We start from the raw sequence: 14,220 nt of genomic DNA on the forward strand, positions 1-14,220 counted from the left end.
TTCCTGAGCCTCAGAAGTCCACGCGCAGCCCGATCGACGGGAAGATCGGCAGCCCGATCCCGCCGGCCGCGCTCGAGAAGTCGTAGTTATAGATATACGCCTCCACGTTGGTCCGATTGTAGACATTCTGGACGTCGAGGTACGCGTTGACGCTCGCGCGGCGCAGGGTCCAGCGCTTGTCGACGCGGAGGTCGAGCTGGTGAAACGGCGGGAAGCGGGCGCTGTTGTAGCTGCCGCTGATCGCCTGAAAACTGCCCTCATATTGCACCGCCCCGAGGATCGGCGTGTAGGGCGTGCCCGAGACCAGGCGGAAGCGGCCGCCGACCTGCCAGCCGCGCGGCAGCTTGTAGCTGGCGATCAGCGCCAGGTTGTGGCGCTGGTCGAAGTCCGCCGTGAAGCGGGTCGCCGGCAGCGGTCCGCGGGCCTCGGTGAACAGCTGGCTGCGCATCAGCGTATACGCGACCCAGCCATACAGCCGCCGCGTCAGCGGTTTGCGCAGCAGCAGCTCCAGCCCGTAGTTGCGGGTGCGCGAGCCCGGCAGCACCTGGCCCAGCACCTGCGCCGGCGTGCCGTTGTTCTGCTCGCGCCAGAAGCCCGTCAGCTCCGCCGTGTAGCCGGCCAGGAAGTCGTGCTGCGCCGTCGCGCTGGCCTGCAGCGCCCGCGCCACCCGCAGCGTGTCCTCCAGCGGCTGGAACACGATCAGCGGCTCGAAGTTGGAGAAGAATGTGGGCACGATCAAATTGTCGCTGCCGAGCCGCGCCCCGCCCGGCACCAGGCGACCGTCCGCCGCGTAGCGGCTCACCCGCGGCTGCGAGTAGAGCCCGACCCCGAAGCGAAAGCTCCAGCGCTCGCCGACCTCGAGCCGACCATTGAGCCGCGGGTCGATCGCGAAGGCCGTCGCCTTCCCCACGACGAAGCCCGCCGCGCGCACCCCCGGCGTCAGCAGCAGCGGCCCGAGCCGCAGGTGCGCCGTGGTGTAGGCGCCGAGCCAGGTCTCGGTGCCCGTCGCGTCCTGCGCCATCGTCTCGCCGGGCACCCCGGAGTCGGCCTGCAGCAGCGTCCGCGCCGAGAAGGCGTCGACCTGGAGATCGGCGCCGAACACCAGCATGAAGCGCTGCGACAGCTCGCGCGCCGCCTCGGCGCGCAGCGAGCTGACATAGTCGCGGCGGTGCTGCACGGCCATCTGCGCCGGCACCTCGCGGCGGCCGATCTCGTAGCGGAACGCCGGGCTGACCATCAGGCGCCACAGCCCCGCCCGCTTGCGCAGCACGACATCGGCGCGGTGAAAGTCGCTGCGAAAGTCGAACGCCAGCTCGCCGTCACGGCGCAGGCGCAGGCGATCGCCCGAGCCGATCACCCGCGCCGTGATCGTCCCGCCGCCCCGCAGCGGGTGCTCGATCATCGCCTGGTAATCGTAGTAGCGCGGCAACAGGAAGTCCTGCTCGCCGAGCAGCTTCTGGGCGGCCAGCAATACGCCGTCGATGTAGCCCCGCTGCCCGCCGACGATGAAGCTCCCGCCGCGCTTGCCGAGCGGCCCCTCGAGCATCGCCCCCGTCGCCGTCAGGTCGACCTTGGCGAAGCCGTGGACCCCGTCGCGCCGGCCGCGACGCGTCTCGATCACCACCACCCCGCCGGTCGCGTTGCCGTAGCGGCTGTCGAAGTTGCCCGGCGTGAAGTCGATGCGGTCGATGACATCCGCCGGCACCACGCTCGCCAGCGACAGCACGTGGAACGCCCGCGGCACCGGGTGCTCCCCGACGAACACCAGCGACTGATTGGGGTTCGCCCCCCGCAGCACCAGGAGCCCCAGCCCGCCCGGCGTGCGCGCCACCCCCGGCAGGTTCTGCAGCGCCCGCAGCGGGTCGCCCTGCGTGCCCGGCAGCGTCGCGATCTCCTCGCGGCTCAGCGTGCGCCCGGCCACCGACGGCGCCCGCGTCGGCTCGCTCGCCGTCTTCACCACCGTGCGGTAGGGATTCGACTCGAGCGGCCGCGGGAACAGCTGCGTCGCCGCGCTGCCGCCCCGCGGCACCTCGATCACCGCCTCGAAGCGATCGAAGCCCGGCGCCACGATCACCAGGCGCACCAGCCCCGGCGGGGTCACCAGCGTCAGCGACCCGTCGTTGGCCGTGCGGACCTCGCGGATCCACGCCGGTCGATCCGAGGCCGGGTCGGCCCGCGCCGGCAGCCGCCGCGACGACGCCGGCACCGCGATCACGGCCACGTCCGCCATCGCCGTGCGCGACCCCGCCGCCCGCACCACGCCGTCGATCCTCCCGCACACACCTGGCTTTTCGCACAGGTTCTTCGGGACAGGCGGCGACGGCCCCGCCGCCCCGGCCGTCCTGGACCCCGCGGCCACCACCAGCCCCGCGACGACCCACGCGATCGGCCTCACTCCGCCACCTCGAAGCGCAGCCAGGCCCACACCTGCGAGCGGCCGTCGCCGAGCAGGTAATAGCCATAGATCGTCGCGGGCGCGTCCTCGGGGACCACGAAGTCGACCTGCTGCAGGGCCATCGTGTCATCGGGCGCCACGTCGGCGGTGAACAGCCAGCTCGAGCTGAAGCTCTCGAAGGTCGCCTGGAACAGCACCTCGCTGCCGTTGCCGAGCAGCGCCTGATAGAACAGCTGGATGTCGAACACGTCGACCGGCGCGACGATCTCGACCTGCTCGCCGCGGGCCACCGCCACGCTCGCACCGTCGGCCGCGATCAGCTCGCGCGGCTGTCCATCGACGCCCGTGATCGTCAGCTCGAAGGGCAGCACCGCCGGGTACAGGGCCGGCTGGGCCGCCTGCACCTCGGGCGAGATCCCGTTCAACGGCAGCGCGTCCGGCAGCCCGGTCGCGGCCGCCACCAGCATCAGCCGCCACAGCGGCCCGAGCGGCAGCGGCTCGATGATCACGATGCACGCCTGAACCGTCTCGCCGTCGTCCTGCAGCCGGCGCAGGCGATCGACGCAGCTCGCCGTGTCGGTCGCCCCCGCGCCCGCGACCATCATCAGCGCGGGCGGGTCGGCGTACAGGTCGACCAGGCTCTGCAGCGCCCCCAGCTCGAGCTCCGGCGCCGCCGCCTGGCCGAGCGCGCAGGTCGTGGTCGAGCCCACGCCCTCGATCTCGCAGGCCCGCGGCCGAGCGCCCTGCGTGACGTCGCCGAAGCAGCGCGTCGCCCGGCAGTAGAACCACGCCGGCCGCACCGCTCCCGCGTCGATCGGCCCCGCGGGTCCGACCAGGAAGGGCGTCGCCCGCAGACGGTCACCCGGCATCAACGACGCGACCAGCCGATCGTCGCGCGGCGACTCGGGCGCGTAGGGCCCGCGCACGGCCACATCGAAGCGGACCGACGCCACGATCGCATGGTCGACCAGCCACGGCGGCGCCCCCTCGGGCAGACAGCCGACCACCGACACGGCCACGACCCCGGCGATCCCCCGCAGCGCCGCGGATGCCCGGGCCGGACGCCGACCACCCGCGCGTCCGCCGAGTCGCTCGTCCTGGCCTGTTCGGCGCACGCCCGGCGCAGTATATCGGCCTGGCGCGCCGGTTGTCTCGACCGCCGGCCCTGTGCCAAGCTCCCGCTCCCGCATGCACGCGACCCTCGACGACAAGCTGCATCCGGCCTGGCTGGCCGAGCTGCGCAGCGCCTGGCACAAGTTCAACGATCACCACCTCGGCGGCCGCCTGCGGCCCCCGGTGCTGCAGATCGACGGCGGCGAGCGCCGCCTCGGGCGCTGGGAGAGCGACGCCCGCCTCCTCGGCATCGCCCACCACCACGTCTGGAACCACGCCTGGGACGAGGTGCTCGCCACGCTCAAGCACGAGATGGCCCACCAGTACGTCGACGAGGTCCTCGGCGGCGACGAGCGCCCGCACGGCCCGCAGTTCGTCCGCGCCTGCGCCCTGCTCGGCATCGAGGCCCACGCCAGCGGCACCCCCCGCGCGCGCGAGGCCGACGAGCAGAGCAAGACCCTGCGCCGCGTCCACAAGCTGCTCGCGCTGGCGACCAGCGCCAACCGTCACGAAGCCGAGGCGGCGATGGCCGCCGCCAACACCCTGCTGCTGCGCTACAACCTCGAGCTCCCGACCGGCGGCCCGCCGCTCGGCTACGCCGCGCGCCGCCTCGGCAGCAGCGCCGCCGCCCTCCCGCTCGACTGGAAATTGGTCGGGGCGATCCTCGCCGAGTTCTTCTTCGTCGAGTGCATCTGGACCACCACCTACAACCCCCGCCGCGACCGTCACGAGCGCGTCCTCGAGGTCGCCGGCAGCGACGCCAACCTCGAGATGGCCGCCCACGTCCACGCCTTCCTGCACGCCAGTCTCGAGCGCCTGTGGCAGCACGAGCACCAAAGCCTCTCGCTCCCCGCCGCCCGCAAGCGCGAGTACACCGCCGGCGTCCTGCTCGGCTTTCGCGACAAGCTCCGCCAGGAACGCAAGCGCAACGCCGAGGCCGGCCTCGTCTGGCTCGGCGACCCCGATCTCCAGCGCTTCTTCCGCGGCCGCCACCCCAACGTGCGCGCCATGGCCAAGTCCGGCGTGCGCCGCAGCCACGCCCACGAGGCCGGCCGCGCCGCCGGCCAGCGCCTCACCCTGCAGCGCCCCGTGCACGACGAACGCGGCCCCCGCGGCCGCGCCCTACCCGGGCCGCGCTGACGGCCTTCAGGCCCCGCGCTGACGGCGTCTAGGCCCGCGTACGCAGCTCGAGCTCGGCGAAGAAGCGCTCCGCCCACGGACAGCGCTCGCGCAACACAACCGGGTCGACCGCCTCCAACAGCTCAAAGGCTTGCTTGCCCTTGCTGTAGTCAGCGGCCGATGTGGCCCGTGTGATCCCGGCGAGCAGTTCCTGCTTGGGCACCATCTCAACATCACGGCGCTTCGGCAACGCGCTCTCCTGCAGTCGCTGACCGTACTTTCTCCGCAGAACCGCCATATCCGCGAGGATCCAGGCCTCCATGCACTCGACCATGAAATGCAGATCTTCCTCCCGCGCCCCAGGAGGCCTGACCCAGCCATCACCTTGCCGTATCCGCACATGCTCCCACGGAGAGGCTTGCGAGACCGGCCCCTCGCTGTCCACCAACAGCAGGCTCTCCTCGCCAAGGCCGCAGGCCGTCGAGAACATCTCGTACGCGCGAGAGCGGCTGCCGCAAACCGTGAATTTGGGCATCCGATCCGCGAAGCCCGCGCGCTCGATCAGGATGCAGAACGCCTGCTTGCAGCGGCTCCGAGTCAGGTGATTGTCCCCGCCCCCCTCGACGAAGATCCGCAGGCTCTCCTGCCGCCTCACCACCGCATACCTCCGAAAAGACCATCCAGCCAGAGCTGGCCCAGGCTGCCGTGCTGCCGCCATACCGCCACCCGCTCCGCATCAAGCCGGCGCAGCTGCGTGCCGCCATCCACCCGATCACATATCACGATCGCCTCTGGATGCTCCGTGAAGCCATCGACCAGCATGGTCGAGTGCGTCGTCACTACCAGCTGCGTGCGCGCCCTGGCATCGAGCAACAGATCGCGAATCACCGGCAGCGTGTCAGGATGGAGCCCGAGCTCCGGCTCCTCAATCACCACCAACGGCGGCGGCGATGGATCGAGCAAGATCGCCAGCAACGCCAGGAAGCGCAGCGTGCCATCCGACAGGCGCCGCGCGGGCATGCTGCGGCCGCCGTCAACGACATAGAGCTGGAGCTGACCACCTTCTGGTACAATGTTCACATCATCGAAGCTGGGGGCGATGATCGCCAGGAGCTCACGAAGACGGCGCTTGAACGCGAAATCGTTGCAGAGCACCGCGAGCCGCGCCGGCAGATTATCGAAGTCCTCCGACAGTGAATCCGTCCGGACGTCCGCGCGACAACTTGCCCGAATCGGCGCATCGGGCCCAAAGGACCAGTTACGATAGATCCGGATCTTCGCCAATTCGTCCGCCAGGGCCGAGATCTCCGGGTACGACTCGGGGTCGCGGCGCTGTGACAGGATCGACTGCGTCGGATCGATATCCTCGCGTCGGAGCTCCCGCCGACCCTCCTTGACGTTGAGCGTCGCACGTCCCTCCTCGTAGCCAAAATAGAAGTAGGGCTTGTCCTTGCCCGCCGTCGCAACTGCGGCTTCGAGGCGCTCGCCCGACACCACGAAGGCGCTCCCCTGGGCGCCAAAGCGCAGCCAATAGCGGACCGCGGGCGTTTGGTGCCCTGGCGCGCTGACCAGGCCCGGCGCGCGGACAAACTCGATCTTCGCCTCGGCCGCAGGCGCTTCTCCCTTCCACAGGAAGTCGCGTACGCCGCCGCCGTGGCGGATCGGCCGCGGCAGGTCCCGCGGCACCGCCCGCAGCACCGCCAGCGCCTCGACGAGGTTCGACTTGCCGGCACCGTTCGGCCCGATCAGGACGTTCAGCGGGCCCAGCTCAACCTCCACCACACCTGGCCCGAAGGACAGAAAACCTTCGAGCGAGATCCGCTCCAGCCAACGATGTTCGGGCGGGGTGGGCATGCTGCGGCTTCAAGGTATCCGAGGCCCCTCCGCCTGGAAAGCCCGAAACGTCTCATACCTCGGCCGCAGACACCGCGCCCGGGCCGCGCACCGGCGGGACCGCACCATGCCGAAGCAGGGTGTCCTGCTCGTCTCGACGATCGCCGGGCTAGAAGTAGAGCTGCACTTGCACGCGCACGCGGTCGATGCCATTGCGCAGCGCCTCCGCCGTGGTCGGGCCCGTCTTCGAGTTACCCAGGCGGTGGTAGTCGAGCTGCAGCTTGAGGTCGTGGCCGACGAAGTACCAGTTGAGCCCGCCGCCGACCTCGTCCTCGCTGCCGAGGCTGCTGGCCGTCCCGTAGGTGTTGCGGATGAGCCCGTAGCGGCCGACGATCTCGAGCGGGATCTTCGGCACGACGAAGCCTGACTGGGCGTACCAGCCCACCCCCGAGCGCGCCGCCTCGAGCGGGATCGCCACGCCCATGTCGTCCTGCGCCCCGCCGCTCTTGCGGGCAAAGCCCTTGCGCAGGTGAAACGCCGAGGCGAACGAGAAGCCGCGGTACTTGAACACCAGGTCTGCCGTCACGTGGTGAAAGTTGGTCGTCCCGCGGTCAGCCGGATAGTCGCCGACCACACCCCTGGCGATGTGGGCCCGGTCCTGGAACGCGTAGGCCCCGGCGATGCTGAGCGCCGGCTTGGCGCTGCGGTCGACGTCACCCTCGTGATAATCGTCGAACTTGCCGAACGGCCGGACCTCGAAGCGCCCCGCGTAGAGCAGGCCCGGGTCGCTGAGGTCGACGGCGTTGCGGCCCTCGCCCATGAACACGCCGACGTAATAGGCCAGGCGCCCGCCGAGCCCGCCCAGGTCCTTCGACATGAACTGCAGGCCGATGTCGCGGTCGAGGTTGAACTCCGCGTTCACCACCGACCGGTCGACCATGTTCATGTACGCCGACGACAGCATGCGCTGGCGGCTGAAGGGCACCTTGAACTGGCCCATCCACACCGTGAAGTCGCGCAGCCGGTCGAACTCCAGCCGGGCGTCGCGCAGCGGGTTGCGGCGGATGCTGCCATTCTCGTCGGGCAGGTCGTTCTTCATGTCGAGCGGCGAGAAGCCGAACTGGAAGTGGTACTTCACGTACGGGCTAAACACCGCCCCCTGCAGCAGCAAGCGCATGCGCCGGACCTGGATCGCGTGCTGCACCGGATCGCCGTTGTTGAAGTGGCGGAACTCGTAGCGCAGCTGCATGCGCCCGCGGATCTGCAGCGAGAAGCGGCCGTCCTTGGTGGCCACCGTGAAGCCCTTGCCGATCTTGTAGCTCGACTCGCTCACCGGCGTGGTGTCGCCGTGCTTGCTGTTTCGGACCGTGGCGTCAGTCGCACCCACCGCGGGCGCGGGCCCGTGATGCGCCGCCGCTGGTGCCGGCGCCGACGCGGGTGCCACCGCGGGCGCGGGTGCCACCGCGGGCGCGGGTGCCACCGCGGGCGCGGGTGCCACCGCGGGCGCGGGTGCCACCGCCACCGCCACCGAGGTCTCCGGCCCGGGCACGGACTCCACCGGCGGTGAGGCGGCCTCGGGCGCCGCGAGCGGCCCCGCCGAGACCACCGACGACGGCTCCGGCGAACCCGCGATCGGGGTGGGTGTCTGGGTGACGGCGAATACGGTGAGGAGCGTTTGCAGCATGCAGAGGTCCAGCGGCGCCGCGACGACGCAACATTCCGCGGTCCAGCCCGAGGCCGTCCGGGGCGCCACGACAGCGCGGCGCGATGCACCACCACGACGACCCCACGTCGCCGACCGCCAACATGGCGAGCCGCACGAGCGCAGCGTGTGCGTGAGGGGTCGAGGAGTGAGAGGAGGAGTCGGGGGCCGTGGGCCTCGATGTCAAGGCCCGAGCTCGTTCGTGGGCGGCAGTCTATGTGGATTCACTGTCAAGCCAATGTTACGAAGTCGCGAACTTTCGCGCTCAGGCGTGTTTCGGTGGAAGGCCGCTACCGGAACAATTTGGCTATAAGGAGACCCAGGACCCACCTCGCCCGCAGGACACCCCGCATGAAGTACGCCCGCCCCAACACCGAAGGCTCCAAGCTCCACTACAAGCCCCGCTACGGCAACTACATCGGCGGCGAGTTTGTCGCGCCGAAGCGCGGCCAGTACTTCGAGAACATCTCGCCGGTCACCGGCCGCCCCTTCTGCGAGATCCCCCGCTCGACCGCCGAGGACATCGACGCCGCCCTCGACGCCGCCCACGCAGCGAAGGCCGCCTGGGGCCGCACCTCGCCGAACGAGCGGGCCAACATCCTCAACAAGATCGCCGACGTCATGGAGGCCAACCTCGAGCTGCTCGCGCTCTCGGAGAGCTGGGACAACGGCAAGCCGATCCGCGAGAGCCTGGCCGCCGACCTGCCGCTGGCGATCGACCACTTCCGCTACTTCGCCGGCTGCATCCGGGCCGAGGAGGGCTCCGCCTCCGAGCTCGACGCCGACACCCTCTCGCTGCTGATCAAGGAGCCCCTCGGCGTGGTCGGCCAGATCATCCCGTGGAACTTCCCCCTGCTGATGGCCACCTGGAAGCTCGCCCCGGCGCTCGCCGCCGGCAACTGCGTCGTGCTCAAGCCCGCCGAGCAGACCCCGGCCACGATCCTCCTGTGGGCCGAGCTCATCGGCCACCTGCTCCCGCCGGGCGTGCTCAACATCGTCAACGGCTTCGGCGTCGAGGCCGGCAAGCCGCTGGCCAGCAGCCCCCGCATCGCCAAGATCGCGTTCACCGGCGAGACCACCACCGGCCGCCTGATCATGCAGTACGCCAGCGAGAACCTGATCCCGGTCACGCTCGAGCTCGGCGGCAAGTCGCCCAACATCTTCTTCGCCGACGTCTGGGCCCGCGACGACGACTTCCGCCAGAAGGCGCTCGAGGGCTTCACCATGTTCCTGCTCAACCAGGGCGAGGTCTGCACCTGCCCCTCGCGCGCCCTCATCGACCGCGCCATCTACAAGGATTTCCTCGCCGCCGCCGTCGCCCGCACCCAGACCGTCAGCCCCGGCGACCCGCTCGACACCGACACCCGCCTCGGCGCCCAGGCCTCCAACGACCAGCTGGAGAAGATCCTCTCGTATATCGATATCGGCAAGAAGGAGGGCGCAAAGCTGCTCTGCGGCGGTGAGCGGGTCGTCCTCCCCGGCGACCTCGCCAGCGGCTACTACGTCGCTCCCACCGTCTTCGAGGGCAACAACCGGATGCGCATCTTCCAGGAGGAGATCTTCGGCCCGGTGGTCTCGGTCACCCCATTCGACAGCTTCGATGAGGCGATCGCGGTCGCCAGCGACACCCTCTACGGCCTCGGCGCCGGCGTGTGGTCGCGCAGCATCCACACCGCCCTGCGGGCCGCCCGGGCCCTCCCCGCCGGCCGGGTGTGGACCAATTGCTACCACCTCTACCCCGCCCACGCCTCCTTCGGCGGCTACAAGCAATCCGGCATCGGTCGCGAGAATCACCACATGATGCTCGACCACTATCAGCACACCAAGAACATCCTCATCAGCCACGCCGAGAAACCGATGGGCTTCTTCTGATGTCCGCCTCGCAGGTCACGGCCACGCCCGCGGCGATCGAGCTCATCCGTCGCCTGCAGCAGCAGCACGGCCCGCTGATGTTCCATCAGTCGGGCGGCTGCTGCGACGGCTCCGCGCCGATGTGCTACCCCAGCGGCGAGTTCCGCGTCGGCAGCCGCGACGTCCTGCTCGGCGTGATCGAGGGCTGCGAGGTCTACATCGGCGGCGACCAGTACGAGCTGTGGAAGCACACGACCCTCACGATCGACGCCGTGCCCGGACGCGGCGCCGGCTTCTCGCTCGAGGCCCCCGAGGGCATGCGCTTCCTGACCCGCTCCGAGCTATGCAGCGTTGAACAGCTGCAAGCCCTCGCCGCCGACCCCCCCCGCCGCGGCCCCGCAGACTAACGAGGCGCCGACGTGCCGGCGCCTGCCGGCACCACGACATATCCGTCGACCAGCCGGTACTCGATCTGCCCGTCCGGCAGCACGACGCTGAGCCGGTCGCGGCAGCCCTCCACGAGCAGCACGTCGCTGCCCGCGAGCCAGGTCGCGCTCGCCCGCGCCGAGATCATACAGGCGTCGACCGGCGCGTCGGCCCCGGCCCGCAACGCCCGCAGCTTGCGCCCGACGATCACGTGGTCCTGCCCGCTCGCCCGCTCCTGCAGCAGCACCAGCGCGTAGGCCTCGTCGGTCACGTCGCCGCGCGTACTGTCCATGCGCAGCGCCCAGCGCCCCGTCGGCGACGGCCGCACGCCCGCGCGAGCCGGCCCCGGCGGCGCGCACAGCCGCGGCTGCTCCCGCTCGCGCTCCACCCCGCACACGTCGCCGCCGAGGTACGCGACCATGCGCTGCTCCACCGCCCCGCTGCGCAGGTCGACCCGCAGGTTGAAGGTCTCTGTCGCCGCGACGCCGGGACGGTCGGAGAGGTCGAGGCACAGCGTCCCGTCGATCACGCTCAGGTCGGCCTGCGATTGCACATAGTCGATCGGATCGACCGGGCGCCCGCCCTCGAAGCACTCATTGCGCAGCCGCGGCAGCTCGGCCACCGCCCGCGTCGCGCCAGTCTCGAGATCCAGCGCGCGCAGGCGCGGCTGCTTGAGCTCGAAGAAATAGAGCTGATCGCCGGAGATCCGCAGATATCGCCCGCGCTCGCGGCTCAGCACCTTCAGCACCTTCAGCCCGGCGTCGAGCAGCAAAAGCCCGTCCTTGTTCGACACCACCAGCCCGTCGGCGTGCGCCGCCGCGAGCAGCGCCGGCACCCGCACGGGCCCCGCCGAAGCGGCGGCCGGGGCGGGCACGACCGCGGGCGCAACCCCCTCCACCGGCGCCGCCGTGCCCGCCGCCGCGATCGCCGGACCCGGCGGCTCCGCCTCGCGCACCGGCGGCGTGCAGGCCAGGAGCACGATCGTAGGCCACACGCGGCGCATCGCGATGATCACAGCTTGAGCACCATCAGACGGATCTCCGTCATGTCCTCGATGGCGAAGCGGACCCCCTCGCGCCCGAGCCCGCTCTCCTTCACGCCGCCATATGGCATGTGATCGACCCGCCACGACGGCACATCATTGATCACCACCCCGCCGACCTCGAGCTCGTCCCAGGCCTGATAGGCGCGGCGCAGGTCGTTGGTGAACACCCCCGCCTGCAGCCCGAACTTGCTGGCATTGACCCCCGCGAGCGCCTCTCAAATTCGTCGAAGGGCTCGAGCATCGCCACCGGCCCGAACACCTCGTCGGCGCACAGCGGCAGCTCGCGCGGCACGCCCTCGAGCAAGGTCGCGGGGATCATCACGCCCTCGCGGCCGCCCCCGCACAGCAGCGTCGCTCCGGCGGCCACCGCCTCGTTCACCCAGCGTTCGACCCGCAGCGCCTCCTTCTCGCTGATCATCGGCCCGAGCGCGGTCGCCTCGTCGCGCGGGTCGCCGAGCCGCTGCAGCCGCGCCGCCGCCACCAGCCGCTCGCGCAGCGCCGGGTACAGCGATCGGTGGGCGAAGATCCGCTGGACGCTGATGCAGCTCTGGCCGGATTGATAATATGCCCCAAAGGCCAGGCGCGGGACCACCACGTCGAGGTCGGCCCCCGCGTCGACGATGCACGCCGCGTTGCCGCCGAGCTCGAGCACGACCTTCTTCTTGCCCGCCTTGGCCTTGAGCGCCCAGCCGACCTCGCCCGAGCCCGTGAACGACAGCAGCTTGAAGCGCTCGTCGGTGGTCAGCTGCTCGGCGCCCTCGCGCGGACACGGCAAGATCGACCACGACCCCCGCGGCAGCTCCGTCTCGGCCAGCACCTCGCCGATCAGCAGCGCCCCGACCGGCGTGAGGCTGGCCGGCTTGAGCACGAAGGGGCAGCCCGCCGCGATCGCCGGGGCCACCTTGTGCGCCGCCAGGTTGAGCGGGAAGTTGAACGGCGAGATCAGCGACACCGGCCCGATCGGCACCCGCTTCCACTGCCCGCGGTAGCCCGCCGCCCGCGCGCTGATGTCGAGCGGCAGCACCTCGCCGACGATCCGCGTCGCCTCCTCGGCCGCCACGCGGAAGGTGTCGATCAATCGCACGACCTCGCCGCGGCTGTCCTTGATGGGCTTGCCCGCCTCGATGCACAGCGCCAGCGCCAGCTCCTCCTTGCGCTCGTCGAAGCGGCGCGCGCAGTGCTGCAGCGCCGCCGCCCGGGCGTACGACGGCAACGCGGCCATCGCCCCGCTCGCCGCCGCGGCCATGCCGATCGCCTGGTCGAGCGCGTGCGCGTCGGCCAGCGCCACCCGGGTCGCCACGGCCCCGCTGTACTTGTCGACGACCACGAGGTCAGCGTTCGGCTGCTGCGCCGCGCCGCCGAGATAGTAGGGGTATCGCTCCCGCAACATGCCCTGCCATACCACGTACCAGCGCGGCCCGCGGGGGCGGCGTGGAACCAGAGGTCGCAGCGTCAGCGCAGCGTCCGGCCGCGGACCAGCACAGCCCGCGCCGGCCCGGCGTCGCGGCGAAACGCGATCGCGTCGCACAGCGCCGCCGCGTCCGTGATCGCCTCGGGCAGGTCGAGCGCCACGACATCCGCCTCGTAGCCCGGAGCCAGACAACCGACCCGCATGCCCGGCCGATCGAGCCCGAGCGCGCGAGCGCCGCCGCGCGTCGCGTGCCACAGCAGCGCCTCCGAGCTCACCCGCGACCGCGATCCCCCGCCCGCGCTCGCGGCCACGATCAGCGCCGCGTCGTGGGCCGCCGCCATCACCTGTCGCAGCGAGAAGCTGCGCCCCGCGCCGACGTCGGTGCCGAGCCCCACCCGCACGCCGCGACGCGTCGGCGCGTGCAGGTCCATGCAGCCGCTGCCGAGGAAGAAGTTGCTGTCGGGGCAATGCGCAACCGCGGCCCCGCGCGCGGCCATCCGGTCCCATGCCCCTTCGGACAGGTGGATGCAGTGGGCGAACAGCGAGCGCGGCCCGCACAGGCCGTGGTCGTCGTAGACCGCGAGGTAATCGCCGCTGCCCGGGAAGGCGCTCGCGGTCGCCGAGATCTCGTCGTGGTTCTCGGCCAGGTGGGTCTGCACCGGCAGCGCGTGGCGCTCGGCCAGCGCCGCCGCCCCGCGCAGCAGCTCCGGCGTGCAGCTGAGGGCGAAGCGCGGCGTGACACAAAATTGCAGGCGCCCGCCGTCGCGCCCGTGCCAGCGCTCGACCAGCGCCGTGCAGGCGTCGAGCGCCGGACCGGCCGCGAGCAGCAGCTCCGGCGGCGCGCCGCGGTCCATCAGCGTCAAGCCGACCAGCGCCCGCAGCCCGCGGCGCTCGAGCTCGGTGAACAACAGCTCGGCCGCGATCGGGTGTGACGACGAGTAGATCGCGGCGCTCGTGGTCCCGTGGCGGACCAGCTGCTCGCAGAACTCCCACGCCACCGCCGCCGCGTAGCGAGCCTCGGCGAAGCGGGCCTCCTCGGGGAACACCGAGCGCGTCAACCACGGCAGCAACGGCCCGCTCGCGCTGCCGAGCACCCGCGTCTGCGGGAAGTGCACGTGCGCGTCGACGAAGCCCGGCAGCAGCACCGCCCCCGGAAAGCTCTCGGGCAGCTCGCAGTCCGTCGGGGCCGGACCCACCGCCGCGATCGTCCCCTGCGCGTCGATCTCCAGCAGCCCGTCGGCCACCAGCACGACCCGCGCCTCGTCCGCGTGCGGGCACAGCAAGCGCCCGCGCAGCGTGCGAGCCGGGCTCACGACCCGCACCCG

The 14,220-nt window shown here is 71.3% G+C and carries 10 protein-coding genes and 1 pseudogene; 3 read left to right on the forward strand and 8 right to left on the reverse strand.

The genetic code is table 11. The annotated features are described in order from the left end of the window. Positions 1-10: 10 nt before the first annotated feature. Both IPJ59_RS20475 and IPJ59_RS20480 read right to left on the reverse strand, forming a co-directional pair. Positions 11-2,395, reverse strand: coding sequence for a TonB-dependent receptor (locus IPJ59_RS20475; RefSeq protein ID WP_293272976.1), 2,385 nt, complete (start codon positions 2,393-2,395; stop codon positions 11-13). Then, on the reverse strand, positions 2,392-3,510 hold the full coding sequence (locus IPJ59_RS20480; RefSeq protein ID WP_293272977.1) for a hypothetical protein: 1,119 nt from the start codon (positions 3,508-3,510) through the stop codon (positions 2,392-2,394). Before IPJ59_RS20480 ends, IPJ59_RS20475 begins: the two co-directional genes overlap by 4 nt. Before the next feature lie 73 nt (positions 3,511-3,583). Between IPJ59_RS20480 and IPJ59_RS20485 the strand changes: the two genes are divergently transcribed. Continuing rightward, positions 3,584-4,648: a SprT-like domain-containing protein gene (locus IPJ59_RS20485; protein ID WP_293272978.1), complete on the forward strand. Its 1,065-nt coding sequence runs from the start codon at positions 3,584-3,586 to the stop codon at positions 4,646-4,648. Positions 4,649-4,676: 28 nt separating this feature from the next. Here IPJ59_RS20485 and IPJ59_RS20490 read toward each other — a convergent pair whose 3' ends face one another. The 3 genes from IPJ59_RS20490 to IPJ59_RS20500 all read right to left on the reverse strand — a co-directional run bounded on the left by IPJ59_RS20490 (position 4,677) and on the right by IPJ59_RS20500 (position 8,144). After that, positions 4,677-5,282, reverse strand: a complete 606-nt coding sequence (locus IPJ59_RS20490) for a DUF4276 family protein (protein WP_293272979.1) — start codon at positions 5,280-5,282, stop codon at positions 4,677-4,679. Beyond that, positions 5,279-6,481 (reverse strand): AAA family ATPase, encoded by a 1,203-nt coding sequence (locus IPJ59_RS20495; protein ID WP_293272980.1) that lies wholly within the window; start codon positions 6,479-6,481, stop codon positions 5,279-5,281. Before IPJ59_RS20495 ends, IPJ59_RS20490 begins: the two co-directional genes overlap by 4 nt. 148 nt (positions 6,482-6,629) lie before the next feature. After that, positions 6,630-8,144, reverse strand: a complete 1,515-nt coding sequence (locus IPJ59_RS20500; RefSeq protein ID WP_293272981.1) for a porin — start codon at positions 8,142-8,144, stop codon at positions 6,630-6,632. 369 nt (positions 8,145-8,513) lie between these two features. On the opposite strand from IPJ59_RS20500, the gene IPJ59_RS20505 reads away from it, so the two are divergent. Next, the gene (locus tag IPJ59_RS20505) at positions 8,514-10,034 is read left to right on the forward strand and encodes an aldehyde dehydrogenase family protein (RefSeq protein ID WP_293272982.1); all 1,521 of its coding nucleotides are present in this window, start codon (positions 8,514-8,516) and stop codon (positions 10,032-10,034) included. Beyond that, a complete protein-coding gene (locus IPJ59_RS20510) occupies positions 10,034-10,420 on the forward strand; it encodes a DUF779 domain-containing protein (RefSeq protein WP_293272983.1) in 387 nt (128 codons plus the stop codon). The genes IPJ59_RS20505 and IPJ59_RS20510 overlap by 1 nt, the downstream gene beginning before the upstream one ends. Here the strand turns inward: IPJ59_RS20510 and IPJ59_RS20515 are convergent. From IPJ59_RS20515 to guaD, 3 genes and pseudogenes are all read right to left on the reverse strand, one after another. Further along, positions 10,417-11,442 (reverse strand): hypothetical protein, encoded by a 1,026-nt coding sequence (locus IPJ59_RS20515; protein ID WP_293272984.1) that lies wholly within the window; start codon positions 11,440-11,442, stop codon positions 10,417-10,419. The genes IPJ59_RS20510 and IPJ59_RS20515 overlap by 4 nt on opposite strands. A gap of 8 nt (positions 11,443-11,450) precedes the next feature. Further along, positions 11,451-12,874, reverse strand: a pseudogene (locus IPJ59_RS20520) (aldehyde dehydrogenase family protein). A 62-nt stretch (positions 12,875-12,936) separates the two neighbouring features. Then, positions 12,937-14,208 carry a guanine deaminase gene (gene guaD / locus IPJ59_RS20525; protein ID WP_293272985.1) on the reverse strand — a complete coding sequence of 424 codons (1,272 nt, stop codon included), beginning with the start codon at positions 14,206-14,208 and terminating at the stop codon, positions 12,937-12,939. Between the last annotated feature and the right edge of the window lie 12 nt (positions 14,209-14,220).

Origin of the sequence: Nannocystis sp., assembly GCF_016714285.1 — a bacterium.
In the GTDB taxonomy this organism is placed as follows: Bacteria; Myxococcota_A; Polyangia; order Nannocystales; family Nannocystaceae; genus Nannocystis.